The organism is Xanthomonas massiliensis (assembly GCF_900018785.1).
In the GTDB taxonomy this organism is placed as follows: Bacteria; Pseudomonadota; Gammaproteobacteria; order Xanthomonadales; family Xanthomonadaceae; genus Xanthomonas_B; species Xanthomonas_B massiliensis.
Genome location: NZ_FCOY01000006.1, coordinates 582,612 through 601,441, shown reverse-complemented (window position 1 = coordinate 601,441; position 18,830 = coordinate 582,612). Strand labels below are relative to the sequence as shown.

Below are 18,830 nucleotides of genomic sequence, written 5' to 3'. Positions count from 1 at the left end.
TGGCTCCGCCGGCACCGTCGCGCAACCCGGCCACGGCCATGTACCCGCCGCGCCGGCCTGCGGCGGCCGGGCCGGCCGGCAATCGGCCAATCCGGCGGCGGTGCCTCATCCCGGCATCCCATCCCGGCATCTCACCGGCATTTCGTCCCGGCATCGCCGCGACGGCGCTAGCCGGCACCGGCTGCCGCGGTGCCGGCTAGCCGTGCTGGCGGAAGACCCACTCGCGGATCGGCTCGATCGTGTAGGCGATGCGCCAGGTGTTGCGGTGGCCGCTGGCGCCGGCACTGGAGTCGCCCCTGGGGATCACCGTGCCCTTGGCGAAGGTCACGTAGTTGATCGGGCTGCCCTCGGCGTCGATCTTCTCGAACGCGGCGCGGAACTGCGCCGCATCCCAGGTGCCGTCCCAGGTCGCACGGCTGATCCTGGCGCCCTCCTTTTCCAGCACCGCGGTGATCGCGTTCTCGCCCGGGAAGGCCTTGCTATCGTCCTGCGAGACCAGGATCCACAGCTTCTGCGAGGCGAGCGGCTTCACCAGCGCCGGGTCCCACTGGCCGGCGACCAGGAAGGACGCGGCGAAGAACCCCGGATATTTGATGTCCATCGCGATCGACATCATGCAGCCGCCGGACTGGCCGGTGGTGTACAGGCGCGTACGGTCGATGCTGTACTCATCGGCCAGCGCCTTGATCAGGTCGATGGTGGTATCGAGCGCGTTCGAGGTGTGCGAGTCGTCGTCGGCGATGATCTCGGGATACTGCGGCGCCAGCACGAAGCACGGGCGCCGGGCCTGGTTCTCCGGGCTCGCCCACACCACCGCGCCCAGGCCCTGGTACAGCGTGGTGCGGGTCACGTCGCTGGTGGCGCCGGCGTCGTGCATGAACAGCACCAGCGGATAGGACTTCCTGGCGTCGTAGTCCTTGGGCACGAACAGGTTGTAGCGCAGGGCGCGGCCGGTCTTCGCGTCCTGGAACTCGAGCTGGCGGAAGTCGTCGACGATGAGGTTTGCCACCTGCGTGGTGGCCAGTGCGGCGCCGCTGGCGGCGATGCTCCGGCCCGCTTCCGTCCTGACCGTCCCGGCCTGCACGACCTCCGCCTGCGCCGTCCGGTAGACGGTGTCGTAGGTGGGGATGTCGCCGGCCTTGCCGGGACCGCCGCCGGGACCTCCCGGGCCGCCCCCTGCACCGCCCGCGCCCCCTGCACCGCTCCCGGCACTGCCCGGGCCCGCGCCGCCGCCGGCCCCGGGGAGCTTCTCGGCCAGCGCCGCGTTCTCGTCCTCCGGCGAGAGCGCCACGATGACGAAGCGGCCGGCGGCCGCGCGGTCGGCCGGATCGGCCGAGGTGCTGGCATAGGCACCGGTCACGGTGCGGCCCTGGACACGGAAGCTCGCCGCCGACAGCCCTGCGCTCTCGACCGGGGTGTCGTATTCCACGGCGACCGCGACCAGGCGGATGCCGTCGCCGAATACCCGGGTGATGGCGGTGGCGCTGCGGGCGTGGCCGCTGCCGCCGCGGGCCAGGGCGGGAGCCCCGACGGCCAGCAGCGTACCGAGGCCGGTGGCCAGGACCAGGACGTCGCGACGGGATGGCATGGAGGGTTCTCCTTGGCTTTTGGGGATTCAGGGACCAGGTGCGCGCAGTTGCTGCAGCCGGGCAACGATCGCGGCCGCCGCGATCTCCGCGGCGCCCTTGGCATATGCGGAATTGCGTTCCTCGTAGGTGAAGCGGTCGTAGCTGGACGCATCGGGCAGGTACTTGGCGGCACCGTCGACCATCGTCGCCACGAGGGTATGGGCATATGGCGAATCCGCGCGGATCCGCGCGCCGACGCTCGCGGCCAGTTCCGGTTGCAGGCCGACCAGCACCGCCTCGCCCAGGCGTACCAGCACCACCGGTAGCGCGACCGCGGGACCGGGTTCGTAGCGGTACGCGGTGACCGGGCCGGACGGCGTGCTGCGTGCACGCCCCTGCGAAGGCACGTCCACCTGCATGCGCTCCACGCCCAGGCCCGGCACGGAACGGGAGCCGGTCGCGATCCCGTCGGCGAGCTGCACGACACTGCCGCCCAGGCGCTCGCCCAGCAGGTCCAGCAGGACGAAGCCGGTCTCGTGCAGGTCGATGCGCCCCGGCTTGCCCGCCGCATCGACGACGTGGCGGCTGGCCTGGAACATGGGCGCCTGGTCGCCGGCCGCGCCGACCAGGAACAGCGCCACCGTGCCGTCGCCGTAATGCGCCTCGACCCGCCGGGAAGCCGCGCCGGCCAGGTCGGCCGAGATCAGCCGCCCGCCTTCGGCACGCTCGGAAGCGTCCATGACCGACGGCTGCACCGCGAAGTTCATCATCACCGCCAGCGGCTTGCCGTCGCGGCCGTCGATGCGCAGCACGCCCAGCGCGGGATCGGCGAAGCCGGCCTCGTCGGTCCCCAGCCACCAGCCCTGCGGCGTGGCCACGTCGCGGTTGACGCTGGTCCGGCTGACGCCGGTGGCCATGCCCAGCCGGGCCGGCTGCAGGGTGGCCACGGCACGCGTGGCCGCGGTGCGCAGCGCCGTCTCGAACGCAAGCAGGGCGGCCTGGTTGCGCGCCACGTCCGTGCCCGGCGGCAGGTGCTCGCCCACGAACACGTGCGGCGCGGAGAAGGTATGGCCGGCGCAGACGATGGCATCGTCGGCCGCGACCCCGGCGACCTCGGCGAGGATCGCCTTCAGGCCACCGATCATGTCCTCCGGGATCGAGGTCAGGTCGACCACCGCGACGGCGATCCGCCGTCCGCCCTGCTCCAGCAGCAGCACGCGCGTGGCGAGCGGGTCGTGCTGGCCGGCGAAGCCGTCCAGCGGGAACAGCGTGTCGGCGAACACCACGTCCGCACGCCCCGCGCCGGCCCGGAAGACCGCGGGCCGCGACGCCTGGCCCCGCGCCAGGGCCGGTGCCAGCCACGTGGCCACGCCCGCCCCCAGGCCGGCCATCAGGAATTCCCGTCGCGACGACATCTCTGCTTCCTCCGCCATCCCTGCCCTGGAAAAACCGCCGGCGGGCCACGTCTCGAAGTCGTCCGTCGTGGCCGGCCGCAACCGGTGCCGCCGCGCCGCCACCGGACGCCTACGGCCGGACCGGATACGCGACGACCGGCGCCCCGCCGCCCCAGGCCGGGGCGGCTTCGGCATGGCCGCAAGAACGGCATCGGCCACGCGGCGGCGTGGCAGCAAGGATTGCACATCGCATCTGGCACGCGCGTGTCCGGCGGTGTCGCCCGCGGCAAACCGGCCTCCGGCCGCCGCAGCGCGGCGTGTCCATGCACGGTCCCTCGCATCGGAACCGCGACACGCGACTACCGCGATGACGATGCGATATGCGATGGCCGGGCACGTGCCGGCCGCGCCGGCAAGACCGGGGCGATCAGTCGCCCGCGCACTCGGCGCACAGCCCGTGCACCTCGAGCGTCTGCGCCTGCGGCCGGAAGCCCAGCGCCTTGGCGCGCTTTTCCAGCTGCGAGACCACCTCGCGGTCCTCCAGCTCCACCGCGCTGTGGCACTGGTCGCAGATCAGGAACGGCACCGAATGGCGGGCGCTGGAGGGATGGTGGCAGGCGACGAAGGCGTTGACCGAGGACAGCTTGTGGACGAAGCCGTTGGCCATCAGGAAGTCCAGCGCGCGGTACACCGTCGGCGGCGCATCGGCGCCCACGCCCTTGCCTTCGCGCACCCATTCCAGCAGGTCGTAGGCCTTGACCGGCTTGCCGGCCTCGGCGATCAGGCGCAGCACGTTGGCGCGGATCGGGGTCAGGCGCAGGCCGCGGTCGCGGCAGGCACGCTCGACCGCCGCGACGAAGCCGGCGGCATCCTCGACATGGTGGCGCGGGTCGGTGCAGGCGTGCAGCGTGGACATGGAGCCCTCCTCAGACGGTGGCGTCTTGTGCCTTGATGAGTGCCGCGTCGATGCGTTTCAAGGCCACCTCGCGGCCGGCCAGGTAAACGGTATGGCCGATGTCGGGGCTGACCTGGGTGCCGGTGATCGCCACCCGCAGCGGCTGGGCGACCTTGCCCATGCCCAGGCCCAGGGCCTCGGCGACGTCGTGCAGCACCGCCGCCACGGCCTCGACGGTCCATTCCGGCAGCTGTGCCAGGCGCTCGCGGGCCGCGCGCAGCGGCGCCGCCGCGGCCTGCCTGAGGTGCTTGGCCACCGCGGCCTCGTCGTAGACCTCCAGCGGCCGGTACCAGACCACCGCCTTCTCGGCCATTTCCTTCAGCGTCTGGACGCGCTCGCGCAGCGCCACTACCACGTCCTCCGGCGCCGGGCCGGTGGCCGGGTCGATGCCCAGCTTCTCCAGCTGGTACACCAGCTGCGGGGCGATCGCCGCCGGGTCGTCCTGCTTGAGGTAGTGCTGGTTGACCCAGCCGAGCTTGGCCATGTCCAGGCGCGAGGCCTTGGAGTTGCAGTCGCGCACGTCGAACAGCTCCACCAGCTCGGCGCGGCTGAAGATCTCCTGGTCGCCGTGCGACCAGCCCAACCGCGCCAGGTAGTTGATCAGGGCGTCGGGCAGGTAGCCGGCGTCCTTGTACTGCATCACGTCGGCCGCGCCGGTGCGCTTGGACAGCTTGGCGCCGGCCTCGTCCAGGATCATCGGCATGTGGCCGAAGGCCGGTACCGGCGCACCGATGGCCTGGTACAGGTTGATCTGGCGCGGGGTGTTGTTGATGTGGTCGTCGCCGCGGATGACCTCGGTGATGCCCATGTCCCAGTCGTCCACGACCACGGCGAAGTTGTAGGTCGGGTAGCCGTCCGGGCGGAAGATCACCATGTCGTCCAGTTCGGCGTTGGCGATCTCGATGCGGCCCTTGATCAGGTCGTCGAAGGCCACCACGCCCTCGGTCGGGTTCTTGAAGCGGATCACTCGGTTGGGATCGTCGCGGTACGGCAGGCCCAGCTCGCGCGCGGCGCCGTTGTAGCGCGGCTTCTCCTGCTTCGCCATCGCCGCCTCGCGCATCGCCTCGAGTTCTTCCTTCGTCTCGTAGGCGTAGTAGGCCTTGCCCTCGGCGATCAGTTTCTCCGCGACTTCCTTGTAGCGGGCGATGCGGTCGGTCTGGTAGATCGGGCCCTCGTCGTAGTCCAGGCCCAGCCAGTCCATCGCCTCCAGGATCGCGTCGATCGCCGCCTGGGTGCTGCGCTCGCGGTCGGTATCCTCGATCCGCAGCACGAACTGGCCGCCGTGGTGGCGCGCCTCCAGCCAGCAGTACAGCGCGGTGCGCGCCCCGCCGATATGCAGGTAGCCGGTGGGACTGGGGGCGAAGCGGGTGCGGACGGTCATGACGGTGCGGGGAGATGGGATCGGGGCATTTTACCCCGCTCCCTCTCCCCCGACGGGATCGCCCTCTGCGGCGGGGCCGCCTCGCGTCCTGACGCCCAGACCGGTTCCGCGCCGGGCCGAGACCGGCGTCCCCGGCCCGGCGCCATGCATCGCCGGCCCCGTCCTGCCGCGACGCCATTCATCTTCGACGCGAACGGCCGGCTGGAATGCCGCGCACCCGCGAATGCGCCTGGAACGATGGAACACATCCTGGCCGAGCCTGCCGACGCTCTCCGGATCGGCTCGTTTTCCGACTGCCGTGGCCGTGGCCGTCGCCGCCGATCCCTGCATGCCTCCCGCACTGCGCGCTTGACCGGCCGCGCGCCCGGCGGCCATGGCCGGGTTGCCGGCCCCGAGCGGCCGGCACGCGCGGGCGGCTCATTCCAGCAGCGCTTCCGCCGCCATGTTCTCCACGGTCACGATGCGGAAGCGGGTCGGCCGGTCGAGTTCGGACGGCACCGCCTCGCCGCAGGCGTGCAGCAGGTGGCGCAACGCGGCCAGCGCCTGCGCCTCCGGATCCTGGTCGATGACCATGACGATCTCGCCGGCGGCCATCATCTGCGCGTGCTCGCGGGTGGCGCCATGTCCCACCCACACCGGCCAGCGCTCGAACTGGCGTTCATGCAGCGCGCGGCGGATGCCTTCGCTGGCCGAACCGGTGCTGTAGATGGCGACGATGTCCTCGTGCCGGGCGAGCGCCTGGCGCGTCTGCTCGTAGGCCAGGTCCGCCCGGTTGCGGTTCTGGTCCGGAAGCTCGACGGTGAGTTCCGGGAAACGCTCGCCCATGACCTGGCGAAACCCCGCCACGCGTTCGATGTGGTCGCGATAGTCCATCGAGGTCACCGACAGCAGCACCCTGCCCGGCCGATGCACGAAGCGGCCGAGCAAGCCGGCCGCGGTACGGCCGACCATCGTGTTGTCGATACCGGCATAGGCGTGGGGACCGATGCCGCTGATGTCGCTGCCGATCGTCACCACCGGCACCTGGCGGGCCTGCAGCTGGCGCAGGCTGGCGCGGACCAGGTCCACGTCGCGCGCGGTGATCACCAATCCGGAACGCGGATATGGCGGATGGCGCAGGAACTCCAGCAGCGCCGCCTCCTCGCCTTCGTGCCAATACACGCGGTGCACCGAGATGCGCGGGCCGATCAGCTGCGCGGAAGCCACGAACGCGCGATCCAGCCGGCGGAAATGCGGAACGTCGAAATCCGGCAGCACCACGTCGAAATGCAGCACGCCGTGGTTCGCGTCCGGCAGGGTGCGGCGCACGTTGAGCCGGCGCGCCGCCTCGATCACCCGCCGTCGCAGGGCATCGGAAACGCTGCCGCGTTCGTTGAGCACGCGATCGACGGTACTCGGGCTGACGCCCGCCTGTTCGGCGATTTCGGGGATGCGCGGGAAGCGGCGATGGCGGCGGGTCGGGGAATCGCTCATGCCGCGGATGTCGGCAACCAGACGGGAACGCCGCGCATCATGCCATCCGTTGCGCCCTTCGGACAAAAAGGGCCGCCCCTCCCGGGCGGGAGGGGCGGCCCATTCTTCGCTTCGCGGTTGCGCCGGGTTAGCGCGGCAAGGCGTAGGCGATCACGTAATCACCCCGGTCGGGCGACTGGCGCGCGCCGCCGGCGGTGATCACGATGTACTGCCGGCCGGTCTTCGGCGAGACATAGGTCATCGGCCCGCCCTGGCTTCCCACCGGCAGCCGCGCCTTCCAGATCTCCTTGCCGGTCTGGCTGTCCCAGGCGCGCAGGTAGAAGTCCTGGGTGCCGGCGAAGAACACCAGCCCGCCCTGGGTGGCCAGCGTCGGCCCCAGCGTCGGCATGCCGACCGGGATCGGCAGGCCCATCCTGATGCCCAGGGGACCGGTGTCCTTCACCGTGCCCACCGGCACCTGCCAGACGATCTTGCGCGTGGTCAGGTCCACCGCCGAGAGGGTGCCGAACGGCGGCTTCTGGCAGGGAATGCCCAGCTTGGACAGGAAGCGCTGGCGCATGGCGCCGTACGGGGTGCCTTCCATCGGCACCGCGCCCATCTCGATGCCGCTGGCGTTCTTGGGCATCTGGTCGCGCGGGATCTCGTAGTTGAACAGGCCCAGGCGCATGTCGTTGACGAACATGTAGTGGGTGGTCGGGTCCACCGACACGCTGCCCCAGTTCATGCCGCCCAGCGAGCCGGGCATCTGCAGCGACGGGTCCAGCCCCGGCGGGGTGTACACGCCCTGGTGGCGCATGCCCTTGAACTGGATGCGGCACAGCATCTGGTCGAGCAGGGTCGCGCCCCACATGTCCGATTCGGTCAGGGTGGCGTTGCCGAACGAGGGCATGCCTACCGAATACGGCTGGGTCGGCGAGTAGCGCTCGCCCGGCAGGTCGCCCTGCGGCACCGGCTTTTCCTCGACATCGGCGATCGGCTTGCCGGTGCGGCGGTCGAGCATGAAGATCATGCCCTGCTTGCTGACCTGCACCAGCGCCGGCAGCGTGCCGCCCTTGCCGTCGGGCACGTCGTACAGCAGCGGCTGCGCCGGCAGGTCGAAGTCCCACAGGTCGTGGTGGGTGGTCTGGAAGTGCCAGCGCGGGCGACCGGTGGCCAGGTCCAGGGCGACGATCGAGGAGCTGTACTTGTCCTCCTCGGGCGTGCGCTGGGCGCCGTAGAAGTCCGGCGTGGCATTGCCGGTGGGCAGGTACACCAGGCCAAGCTGCGGGTCGTAGGACATCGCCGCCCACACGTTGGGCGAACCACGGGTATAGGTCTGCCCTTCCGGCGGCTGGCCGGTGATGGCGGCATTGCCCGAATCCCACGCCCACACCAGCTTGCCGCTGTGCACGTCGAAGGCGCGCACCACGCCGGAAGGCTCGCTGGTGGACCAGTTGTCGGCCACGCGGCCGCCGACGATCACCAGGTTGCCGGCCACCAGCGGCGCGGAGGTCTGCTGGTACCAGTCATCGCCCATCGCCCCCATGCCGACCGAGAGGTCGACGGTGCCGGCGTTGCCGAAGTCAGCGCAGGCCTTGCCGGTATCGGCATCGATGGCGATCAGGCGCGCATCGATGGTCGGCATGAACAGCCGCCGCCGGCACGCCGGCGCCTCGCTCACGGCCGCGGCAGCGGCCGGAGCGGGTGCAGCCGCGGTCCCGGCGGCCGCGGCGTCGGCGCCGTCCTCGTAGTAGCCCAGGCCGCGGCAGCGCTGCCAGCTCGGGGCCTTGGCATGGGCGTCGTACTTCCAGCGCTGTTCGCCGGTGTCCACGTCGAACGCCAGCACCTTGCTGTAGGCGGTGCATACGTACAGCGTGTCGCCGATCTGCAGCGGGGTGTTCTGGTCCTCGGCGCCGGCGCCGGTGCTCTGCGGCACATCGCCGGTATGCGCGGTCCAGGCGACCTGCAGGTTCTTGACGTTGTCGCGATTGATCTGGTCCAGCGCCGCGAAGCGGGTGCCCTGCTTGGTATTGGCCCAGGCCTCCCAGTTCGTCTGCGCGGCGCCCTTGGCCACCGGCACCAGCGGCCGGTCCTTGCCGTCAGCGATGATCGGGCGCAGCACGAAGGCCGAGCCCAGCGTCGCCAGCAGCGCGACGAACAACGCGCCACCGACCAGGTAGCCGCCCTTGCCGGCGGTACGCCCGCCGGTGCGGCACAGCGCCGGCCAGGCGAAGGCCACCAGCATCGCCAGCACCGCCGGCATCACCAGCCGCGAGACCTGCGGCCAGAAGGCCAGGCCGGCATCGGCCAGCGCCCAGACCACCGTGGCCACGAACGCCACGCCGTAGACCACGGCACCCGAGCGGCGCCGACGCACCAGCAGGATGCCGGCCACCAGCGAGGCAAGGCCCATCAGGACGAAGTAGGCGCTGCCGTGCAGCATGACCAGCCTGGCGCCGCCGACGGCCAGCGCCAGGCCGAACAGCGCGACCAGGACACCCACGAGGCGCGGGTATATCCGGTCACGCAATGGGGATATCGATATGTTTTCCATGGTTCTGCCTTTTTCGACGAATTTGCAGGAATCGAGCCGGAAGCCGGTGGGCGCGGGTCGTCAGAATGCCACCCGGACCTGTACGCCGGCGGCCAGCACGTTGGCCGTATCGAGGTGGCGGAAGGCGCCGGGCTTGACCACGTATTGCAGGTCCGGGCGGACCGACAGCCACGGGCGTACCTGGAACCCGTAGGCCAGTTCGTACAGCTGCTCGGCGGAATTGAGCGCCCAGTCCGGATCGTCGACCGCACCGGCATCGCCCAACAGCCGCTGGTAGGCATTGAGGTGGCGGTTGACCGAGGCGCGCACGTAGCCGAAGGACAACCTGTCCTGCGGCCGCGACGCGAACAACCCCTGGTAGACGAAGCCGGTCGATGCCCAGCGATGGATCACCGCGGTCTGCTGGGATTGCGCGGTGTAGTTGAGGAACAGGCTCAAGCCGCCATCGACGGCATTGCGGGTCACCTTCTGGTCGAACATCGCGTATCCGCCTTCGCGGTGATCCGCCATCCGGACCGGCAAGCCCAGGGCGGCGTCGCCGGCGCGGTCGCCGACCATGCGGGTATCGGAGGTGTCGTAGTAGTAGCCCACCTTGTAGTGGCCCGGATACTGGCCGGCGATGCGCGGCGCCCATTCGAACTCGACCGGATACAGGTGGCCGGTCGTGCCCTGCACGTCCAGCCGCCACCGGTTCCGTTCCAGGTTGTAGCCGGTGTTGACCAGCACCATCGCCGCGCGCAGCGTGGTGTCCTCGGTCGGGTGCCAGGTCACGTGCGTGGCCCAGCGCGCGCGCGGCCAATTGGTCCAGCCGGCGCTGGTGGAAAGCGAGATCGGGTGCGCGCACAACGCGGCATTGACGAAGTTCGTCATGATCTGGTTGATGCCGAAATCGTTGCCGAACACGTAGTAGCCGGCCTTCCAGTTCAACTTCCTGTCGAAGAAGTTCTGGTCGTAGCTCAACTCGCTCAGGCGGGTGAACTGGTCGCTGTAGATTTCCTGGATCGGCATGTAGTCGTTGCCGCCCAGCTCGTTGGACGTGCTCAGGCCGCGGCGATCGTTGACGGTCAGGTGGAAGCGGCCGTCGCCCCAGAAGGAGGTCAGCTTGCCCATGTCCAGATCGACGCCGACCTGGGTCTGGTAGGCGTTGCGCGCGCCCCGGTCCAGGCCGCCGTGGACGACGCCCATCGCTTCGTCGATGAAGCTGCCGCGCAGGTCGATGCCGTCGGCATGGAGTTCGCTGCGCCGCCCGCCCCAGTCGCCGGTCAGGGTCTTGCCGGTGAACGGGTCCTGGGAAGATGCCGGTTCCGCGGCGGGGGCGGAATCGGCGGTTGCCGCCAGCGCCGCCCACGGCGACGACAGCACCAGGCTTCCTGCCCACGCAAGCATCAGGCGCCGCTGGCGGAGTCCGCCGCGCCCATGGGAAATGTTTTGCATGTGTACCTCGCCTCGGCACGGCCGGACCGGTGCCAGCGGTCCACGGCATGCCTCAGCCACGTTCGGGGTCAATAACGCGGAGCACGACGGCATTGCCGGGGCTCCCACCGTCGGAAGCTGCGGCAATTGGTCGCAATCTTCCGGATGCGGCCATTCTAGCGACGGCCCCCCTGGTGGCTCGCGCATTGACGTAATTACGTCAAAAACGCGCCGCCACGCGCGGATCGCCATGCCCGCCGGCGCCGCACCGTACACTGCCGCCCCATGAACTACCGCCACGCCTTCCATGCCGGCAACCACGCCGACGTGCTCAAGCACGTCGTGCTGCTGGCGCTGACCGACGCACTCGCGCGCAAGGACACCCCGTTCTTCGTGCTCGACACCCACGCCGGGCGCGGCCGCTACCTGCTGGCCGGCGAGGAAGGGCGCAGGACCGCCGAGGCCGAAGGCGGCGTGCTGAGGCTGGCCGGCGAGGCCGGCCTGCCCGGCGCCATCGAGCGCTACCTGCGTGCGGTGCAGGCCGACAACCCGGTCGGCGCCCTGGTCACCTACCCCGGCTCGCCGCTGCTGGTCGCCCGGGCCATGCGCGCCCAGGACCGCCTCGCCGCCTGCGAGCTGCAGCCGGAGGAAGCGGCGCAGCTGAAGGCGCTGTTCGCCGGCGACCGGCGCGTGCAGGTGCAGGCCGGCGACGGCTACGACGCCATCCGGGCGCTGCTGCCGCCGCGCCCGGGCGGCACCCGCATCGGCCGCGGCCTGGTGCTGATCGACCCGCCCTACGAGACCCAGGACGCCGAGTACCCGCGCATCGTCGCCGCCCTGGGCGAGGTGCTGGCACGCTGGCCGCAGGCGATCTGCGCGGTGTGGTACCCGATCAAGCAGCGCCGCAGCCTGCTGCCGTTCTTCCGCAAGGTCGCCTCCCTGCCGGCCTGAGCCCGTCGCCGCATACGCCTGCGTATCGGCGGATCCACGCAAAACCCGCTTTGCCGGGCTTCACCCGGTGCATCCCGGGCGGTGCGAGAATCGCGAGGTCACGTTCTCGTGAGACTGCCGCCCATGGCGACCCGCAACCGCATGCCCCCGTGGCATGAAACCTTCGTCCTTCGCGACAAGCGCGAGTTGCTGCTGCGCCCGATCCGGCCGGAAGACGCCGAACCGCTGCAAGGCGTGTTCCCGCTGTTCGGCCCGGAGGAGGTGCGCGACCGGTTCCTGCACGCGGTCGGCGAGCTCACCCCGGACATGGCCGAGCAGCTCACCCGGCCCAGCCCCAAGACCGGGATCACCCTGGTCGCGGCCGAGCCGCTGCCGCCGGGCGAGGCGGTGGTCGGCGCGATCGCCCGTGCCAGCCTGGTGCCGGGCACGCGCGAGGCGGAGTTCGCGATCCTGATCAGCCGCTTCCTCGCCGGCCAGGGCCTGGGCCGGCAGCTGATGCGCAAGCTGGTCAAGTGGGCGCGCGGCAAGTACCTGGACCGGCTCTACGGCGACGTCGCGGTGGACAACGAACCGATGCTCAAGCTGGCCTCCTCGCTGGGCTTCCGGCGCATGCCGCGCCCGGGCGATGCCGGGCTGGTGCGGGTCAGCCTCGACCTGGCCGGCTGAGCCGCCCGGGCCCGCCGCGGGCGCTCTGGTAAAATTCGCGGTTCCATGCCGACACTTCCCCTTTCCCCGCCGCCGCTGCCGCGCGCCGGCCAGCTGCGCGCCTGGTGGCGCGCGCCCGCATCCCCGACCGCCCTGGCCTGGCACATCGCCCGCGCCGCGGCCGCCCATGCCGGCCCGCTGCTGGTGGTGGCCCGCGACAACCAGAGCGCGCGCCAGCTGGAATCGGACCTGGGCACCCTGCTCGGCGATGACGCCTCGCTGCCGGTGCTGGCCTTCCCCGACTGGGAAACCCTGCCTTACGACCGCTTCAGCCCGCATCCGGAGATCGTCTCCCAGCGCCTGGCCACCCTGCACCGCCTGCCCACGCTGGAGCGCGGCATCGTGGTGGTGCCGGTGCAGACCCTGCTGCAGCGGCTGGCGCCGCTGCGCTACGTGGTCGGCGGCAGCTTCGACCTGAAGGTCGGCCAGCGCCTGGACCTGGACGCGGAGAAGCGTCGCCTGGAGAACGCCGGCTACCGCCACGTGCCGCAGGTGATGGACCCGGGCGACTTCGCCGTGCGCGGCGGGCTGCTGGACGTGTTCCCGATGGGCGCCGCCGCGCCGCTGCGCATCGAGCTGCTGGACACGGACATCGACTCGATCCGCGAGTTCGACCCGGAATCGCAGCGCTCGCTGGACAAGGTCCAGGCGGTGCGCATGCTGCCCGGCCGCGAAGTGCCGATGGACGAGGCCAGCGTGCAGCGCGCGATGGACACCCTGCGCGAGCGCTTCGACGTGGACACGCGCCACAGCGGCCTGTACCAGGACCTCAAGGCCGGCCTGGCGCCGGCCGGCATCGAGTACTACCTGCCGCTGTTCTTCGAGCCGGGCCGCGACGGCGCGCCGGCCACCGCCACGCTGCTGGACTACCTGGACGCCTCGACCCTGTCGCTGATCGCGCCCGGCGCGCCCGAGGCGGCCGCCGCGTTCTGGGCGCAGACCCAGAACCGCTACGAGCAGCGCCGCCACGACGTGGAGCGCCCGCTGCTGCCGCCGGCCGAGCTGTACCTGCCGCCGGACGCGCTGCGCGAGCGCCTCAACCAGCGCGCGCGCATCGAGGTGTGGCCCGCCGACCATGCCGACATCGACAAGGCCCACGCCCTGGGCGACCAGCCGCTGCCGGCGCTGCCGGTGGCCGCGCGCGAGGGCGCGGAGAATGCGCTGGCCGGCTTTTTGGCCCATTACCCGGGCCGGGTGCTGATCGCCGCCGACAGCGCCGGCCGCCGCGAGGCGCTGCTGGAAGTGCTGGCCGCGGCCAAGTTGCAGCCGCAGACCGTGGCCGGCTTCCCCGCCTTCCTGGCCGAGGATGCGCCGCGCCTGGCCATCGCCGTGGCACCGCTGGAGGATGGCTTCGCGCTGGACGCGCCGCGCATCGCCGTGCTCACCGAGCGCCAACTGTTCCCCGAGCGTGCCAGCCAGCCGCGCCGCCGCGCCCGCGCCGGGCGCGAGCCGGAAGCGATCATCCGCGACCTCGGCGAGCTGACCGAGGGCGCGCCGGTCGTCCACGAGGACCATGGCGTGGGCCGCTACCGCGGGCTGGTGGCGATGGACGTGGGCGGCATGCCCGGCGAGTTCCTCGAGATCGAGTACGCCAAGGGCGACCGCCTGTACGTGCCGGTCGCGCAGCTGCACCTGATCAGCCGCTACTCCGGCGCCTCGCCGGAGACCGCGCCGCTGCACTCGCTCGGTGGCGAGCAGTGGACCAAGGCCAAGCGCCGCGCCGCCGAGAAGGTGCGCGACGTGGCCGCCGAGCTGCTGGAGATCCAGGCGCGGCGCCGTGCCCGCGCCGGCCTGGCGTTGGACGTGGACCGGGCGATGTATGAGCCGTTCGCCGCGACCTTCCCGTTCGAGGAGACGCCCGACCAGCTGGCCGCCATCGATGCCACCCTGCGCGACCTGGCCAGCAGCCAGCCGATGGACCGCGTGGTGTGCGGCGACGTCGGCTTCGGCAAGACCGAGGTCGCCGTGCGCGCCGCCTTCGCCGCCGCCAGCGCCGGCAAGCAGGTCGCGGTGCTGGTGCCGACCACGCTGCTGGCCGAGCAGCACTACCGCAACTTCCGCGACCGCTTCGCCGACTGGCCGCTCAAGGTCGAGGTGCTGTCGCGCTTCCGCACCAAGAAGGAGATCGAGCACGAGCTGCAGCGCGTGGCCGCCGGCGAGGTCGACGTGATCGTCGGCACCCACCGCCTGCTGCAGCCGGACGTGAAGTTCAAGGACCTGGGCCTGGTCATCGTCGACGAGGAACAGCGCTTCGGCGTGCGCCAGAAGGAGGCGCTCAAGGCGCTGCGCGCCAACGTGCACCTGCTGACCCTGACCGCCACGCCGATCCCGCGCACGCTCAACATGGCCATGGCCGGGCTGCGCGACCTGTCGATCATCGCCACCCCGCCGCCGAACCGGCTGGCGGTGCAGACCTTCGTGGTGCCGTGGGACGACGCCCAGTTGCGCGAGGCGTTCCAGCGCGAGCTCGGCCGCGGCGGCCAGCTGTACTTCCTGCACAACGACGTGGAGAGCATCGGCCGGATGCAGCGCCAGCTGTCCGAGCTGGTGCCCGAGGCGCGCATCGGCGTGGCCCACGGGCAGATGCACGAGCGCGAGCTGGAGCGGGTGATGCTGGATTTCCAGAAGCAGCGCTTCAACGTGCTGCTGGCCACGACCATCATCGAGTCGGGCATCGACATCCCCAACGCCAACACCATCATCATCAACCGTGCCGACAAGTTCGGCCTGGCCCAGCTGCACCAGCTGCGCGGCCGCGTCGGCCGCTCGCACCACCGCGCCTACGCCTACCTGCTGGTCCCGGACCGGCGCGCGATGACGCCCGACGCGGAGAAGCGCCTGGAGGCGATCGCCTCGATGGACGAGCTCGGCGCCGGCTTCACCCTGGCCACCCACGACCTGGAGATCCGCGGCGCCGGCGAGCTGCTCGGCGAGGAGCAGAGCGGGCAGATGGCCGAGGTCGGCTTCAGCCTGTACACCGAGCTGCTCGAGCGCGCGGTGCGCAGCATCCGCCAGGGCAAGCTGCCGGACGTGGACGCCGGCGAGCAGGCGCGCGGTGCCGAGGTTGAGCTGCACGTGCCGGCGCTGATCCCGGAGGACTACCTGCCCGACGTGCACACCCGCCTGACCCTGTACAAGCGCATCTCCAGCGCGCGCGACGACGAGGCGCTGCGCGAGCTGCAGGTGGAGATGATCGACCGCTTCGGCCTGCTGCCGGACCCGGTCAAGCACCTGTTCGCCCTCGCCGAGCTGCGCCTGCAGGCGCAGGCGCTGGGCATCCGCAAGCTGGACCTGGGCGAGAACGGCGGGCGCATCGTGTTCGAGGCGCAGCCGCAGGTGGACCCGATGGCGGTCATCCAGATGATCCAGAAGCAGCCCCGGCTGTACGCGATGGACGGCCCGGACAAGCTGCGCATCCGCCATCCGCTGCCCGATCCGGCCGAGCGCTTCAGTGCCGCGCGGGCGATCCTGCTGACGCTGTCCAAGGCCTGACCCCGGTCCGGCCGCCTGGCGAAGGCAGCCGGACCATCGCCCGCGCACCGCTCGTCCCGAATGCACCCGACCCTGTCCCTGGAAGCGCTGGCCGTCGCCCTCGACGAACGCGACGGCGACACCCGCGCCCACTGCGAGCGCGTCGCCGGGCTGGCCGGCCGGCTCGGCCGGCGCTGCGGCCTGCCCGACGATGCGCTGGCCCGGCTCGTCGTGGCCGCGCGCTTCCACGACATCGGCAAGATCGGCGTCCCCGACGCGGTGCTGCACCGGCCCGGGCGCCTGCACGGGCACGACTGGCAGGTGATGCAGTCCCATGCCGTGCGCGGCCAGCGCATCTTCGCCGCCACCGCGCACCCGTGGGCGGACGAGATCGGCCGGCTGATCCGCCACCACCACGAGGCGCTGGACGGCAGCGGCTACCCCGACGGCCTGCGCGGCGCCCGGATCGGCCTGGGCCTGCGGATCCTGCGCATCGCGGACTGCTACGACGCCATGGTCAGCCACCGCCCCTACGGCCGCGCCCATGCCCACGAGGAGGCCATGGCCGTGCTGCACGGCGACGCCGGCCGCCGGGTCGATGCGGCGGTACTGGCCGAGTTCGAGGCGATGCTTGCCCCGGCCCGGGCGACGCGCACGCCGCCCGGGCCGGCCTGATCACCAGATCTCCACCCGCTCGCCGGCCGGGCGCACCATCGCATCGCCGGCCTTGCACTGGAACGCCTGGGCGAATGCCGGCAGGTTCGAGGGGGCACCGTCGGCGCGGAACTTCGCCGGCGCATGCGGATCGGTGTTGATGCGCACCTTGAGCTCGTCGGGCGTGTAGTTGCGGCGCCAGACCGTGGCCCAGTTGAGGAAGAAGCGCTGGTCCTGGGTGTAGCCGTCGATGCTGCGGTTGGCGCCGGGGTCGGCGCGCAGCGCCTGCTGCAGGGCGTCGTAGGCGATGGTGAGCCCGCCCAGGTCGCCGATGTTCTCGCCCAGGGTCAGGCGCCCCTTCACGTGCACGCCCGGCAGCGCCTCGTAGTCGTCGAACTGCGCCACCAGCTTGTCGGTGCGCGCATCGAAGCGCTTGCGGTCTTCCGGCGTCCACCAGTTGTCGAAATTGCCCTGCGCATCGAACTGGCTGCCCGAGTCGTCGTAGCCGTGCATCATCTCGTGGCCGATCACCGCGCCGATGCCGCCGTAGTTGAGCGCGGGATCGGCATCGGGATCGAAGAACGGCGGCTGCAGGATCGCCGCCGGGAACACGATCTCGTTGCGGGTCGGGTTGTAGTAGGCGTTGACCGTCTGCGGGGTCATGTGCCACTCGCCCTTGTCCACCGGCTTGCCGATCTTGTCCAGCCGGTAGCGCGCATTGAACGCCTGCGCGGCCTGCACGTTGGCCAGGTAGCCGGTGGCATCGGTCCGCAGCCCACTCCAGTCGCGCCAGCGGTCCGGGTAGCCGATCTTCGGGGTGAAGCTGGCCCACTTCTCCAGTGCCCGCTGGCGCGTGGCCGGGCTCATCCAGTCCAGCTTCTCCAGCCGCGCCTTCAGCGCTTGCGACAGGTTGCCCACCAGCTGCTGCATGCGCGCCTTGGACTCGGGCGGGAACGCGTCCTGCACGTAGAGCTGGCCCAGGCCCTCGCCGACCGCCTCGTTGACCGCGCCGAGCACGCGCTTCCAGCGCGGCAGCATCTCCTTTTGCCCGCGCAGGGTGCGCGCGCGGAAATCGAAGGCGGCCTGCTCGAAATCGCTGGACAGGTACGGGGCGGCATCGTCGAGGGTGTGGAAGCGCAGGTACGCCTGCCAGGTCGCCATCGGCGTGTCGGCCAATGCGCCGTCCAGCTCGGCGAAGAAGCCGGGCTGGCCGAGCGAGAACTTGTCCGCCGCCGGCACCTGCAGGACGTCGAAGAACGCGGCCCAGTCGAAGTGCGGGGTGATGCGCCCGGCCTCGGCCGCGCTGACCGGGTTGTAGCGCTTGGCCGGATCGCGCAGCTCGATGCGCGAGAGCGAGGCCCGGGCCAGGCGCGTCTCCAGGACCAGCACCGCCCGGGACAGCGGCTCGGCCTGGTGCGCGGGCACGCCGGACAGCGCCAGCAGGCGCGCGATGTAGGCCGTGTAGGCCTGGCGGATGTCGGCCTTGTCGGCGTCGAGGTAGTAGCCCTTCTCGGGCAGGCCCAGGCCGCCCTGGCCGGCGTAGGCGATGACCTGCGAGGAATCCTTGTAGTCGGCATTGCCGCCGAAGGAGAACAGGCCGCCGCGCCCCTGCGCGTACTCCGTGCGCAGCCAGGCGACCAGTTCCTGCGGCGTGCGCAGCGCGGCGATGGCCTGCAGCTGCGGCTGCAGCGGCGCCAGGCCGGCGCGGTCGATCGCCGCCTGGTCCATGCCGGTGCGCCAGAAGTCGGCGATCTTGGCCTCGACCGTGCCGGGCGCGGCGTGGCCGGCGGCGGCATGCTCGACCAGCGCATGCTGGATGGCCAGCGAGCGCTCGCCGAGGAGCTCGAAGCTGCCCCAGGTGGTGCGGTCGGCCGGCACCGGATTGGCCGCCAGCCACTTGGCGTTGACGAAGCCGTCGAGATCCCGGCAGGCGGGAATCGCCGGATCCAGGTCGCCCGGCTGCAGCACCGCGCTGGGCAGCGGCGCATCCTCGGCGCGGGCGGGGAACGCGATCGCGGCGGCGATCGCCACGGCCAGGGGAAACAGCGCGGGAAGCCTCATGGACGAACTCCTGGGATCGATGCAAACGGCCAGCGTAGGCGATCGACGGCCGCGACGGAACCGGGCCCGGTCACGACGGCGCGTCGTCCAGCCGTGCTCGCTGCCGCCATTGCCATTGCCGCCGCTGGCCGGTGCGGAGGGTGCGATGCCGCACTGGCCACCGGCGCGGCGTGATGCCCGACGTGGCGGACCGGCGCAACGGATCGTCCCGGACGCCGCGATGGCAACCGGCCCGCAGGGCACCGCATACTCCGCCGCAGGCATCGGCACC

The 18,830-nt window shown here is 71.5% G+C and carries 11 protein-coding genes and 1 pseudogene; 4 read left to right on the top strand and 8 right to left on the bottom strand.

Going from position 1 to position 18,830, the window contains the following annotated elements:
* Nucleotides 1-196 precede the first annotated feature (196 nt).
* The 7 genes from BN3794_RS05735 to BN3794_RS05705 form a co-directional block, all read right to left on the bottom strand.
* Nucleotides 197-1,588, bottom strand: a complete 1,392-nt coding sequence (locus tag BN3794_RS05735; protein ID WP_066094644.1) for a carboxylesterase family protein — start codon at nucleotides 1,586-1,588, stop codon at nucleotides 197-199.
* A gap of 27 nt (nucleotides 1,589-1,615) precedes the next feature.
* Complete coding sequence (locus BN3794_RS05730; protein ID WP_078059608.1) at nucleotides 1,616-2,983, bottom strand: hypothetical protein; 1,368 nt, start codon at nucleotides 2,981-2,983, stop codon at nucleotides 1,616-1,618.
* A gap of 406 nt (nucleotides 2,984-3,389) precedes the next feature.
* The gene (locus BN3794_RS05725) at nucleotides 3,390-3,878 is read right to left on the bottom strand and encodes a transcriptional repressor (protein WP_066094639.1); all 489 of its coding nucleotides are present in this window, start codon (nucleotides 3,876-3,878) and stop codon (nucleotides 3,390-3,392) included.
* A 10-nt stretch (nucleotides 3,879-3,888) separates the two neighbouring features.
* Nucleotides 3,889-5,298 carry a glutamate--tRNA ligase gene (gene gltX / locus BN3794_RS05720; RefSeq protein ID WP_066094636.1) on the bottom strand — a complete coding sequence of 470 codons (1,410 nt, stop codon included), beginning with the start codon at nucleotides 5,296-5,298 and terminating at the stop codon, nucleotides 3,889-3,891.
* Between the two features lie 417 nt (nucleotides 5,299-5,715).
* Entirely contained in the window at nucleotides 5,716-6,771 is a 1,056-nt protein-coding gene (locus tag BN3794_RS05715; RefSeq protein WP_066094633.1) for a LacI family DNA-binding transcriptional regulator, read from the bottom strand.
* Nucleotides 6,772-6,898: 127 nt separating this feature from the next.
* Nucleotides 6,899-9,253, bottom strand: a complete 2,355-nt coding sequence (locus BN3794_RS05710) for a membrane-bound PQQ-dependent dehydrogenase, glucose/quinate/shikimate family (RefSeq protein ID WP_236493192.1) — start codon at nucleotides 9,251-9,253, stop codon at nucleotides 6,899-6,901.
* A gap of 111 nt (nucleotides 9,254-9,364) precedes the next feature.
* A complete protein-coding gene (locus tag BN3794_RS05705; protein ID WP_222705348.1) occupies nucleotides 9,365-10,666 on the bottom strand; it encodes a carbohydrate porin in 1,302 nt (433 codons plus the stop codon).
* Between the two features lie 336 nt (nucleotides 10,667-11,002).
* Between BN3794_RS05705 and BN3794_RS05700 the strand changes: the two are divergent.
* The 4 genes and pseudogenes from BN3794_RS05700 to BN3794_RS05685 all read left to right on the top strand — a co-directional run.
* Nucleotides 11,003-11,665, top strand: a pseudogene (locus BN3794_RS05700) (23S rRNA (adenine(2030)-N(6))-methyltransferase RlmJ); the annotation flags it as partial.
* A gap of 126 nt (nucleotides 11,666-11,791) precedes the next feature.
* Nucleotides 11,792-12,334, top strand: coding sequence for a GNAT family N-acetyltransferase (locus BN3794_RS05695; protein ID WP_066094626.1), 543 nt, complete (start codon nucleotides 11,792-11,794; stop codon nucleotides 12,332-12,334).
* A 45-nt stretch (nucleotides 12,335-12,379) separates the two neighbouring features.
* Nucleotides 12,380-15,865 (top strand): transcription-repair coupling factor, encoded by a 3,486-nt coding sequence (gene mfd, locus BN3794_RS05690; RefSeq protein WP_066094621.1) that lies wholly within the window; start codon nucleotides 12,380-12,382, stop codon nucleotides 15,863-15,865.
* 60 nt (nucleotides 15,866-15,925) lie between these two features.
* Nucleotides 15,926-16,519 carry an HD-GYP domain-containing protein gene (locus BN3794_RS05685; protein WP_066094619.1) on the top strand — a complete coding sequence of 198 codons (594 nt, stop codon included), beginning with the start codon at nucleotides 15,926-15,928 and terminating at the stop codon, nucleotides 16,517-16,519.
* On the opposite strand, the gene BN3794_RS05680 is transcribed toward BN3794_RS05685, so the two are convergent.
* Nucleotides 16,520-18,559, bottom strand: coding sequence for a M13 family metallopeptidase (locus BN3794_RS05680; protein ID WP_066094616.1), 2,040 nt, complete (start codon nucleotides 18,557-18,559; stop codon nucleotides 16,520-16,522).
* Nucleotides 18,560-18,830: the final 271 nt, after the last annotated feature.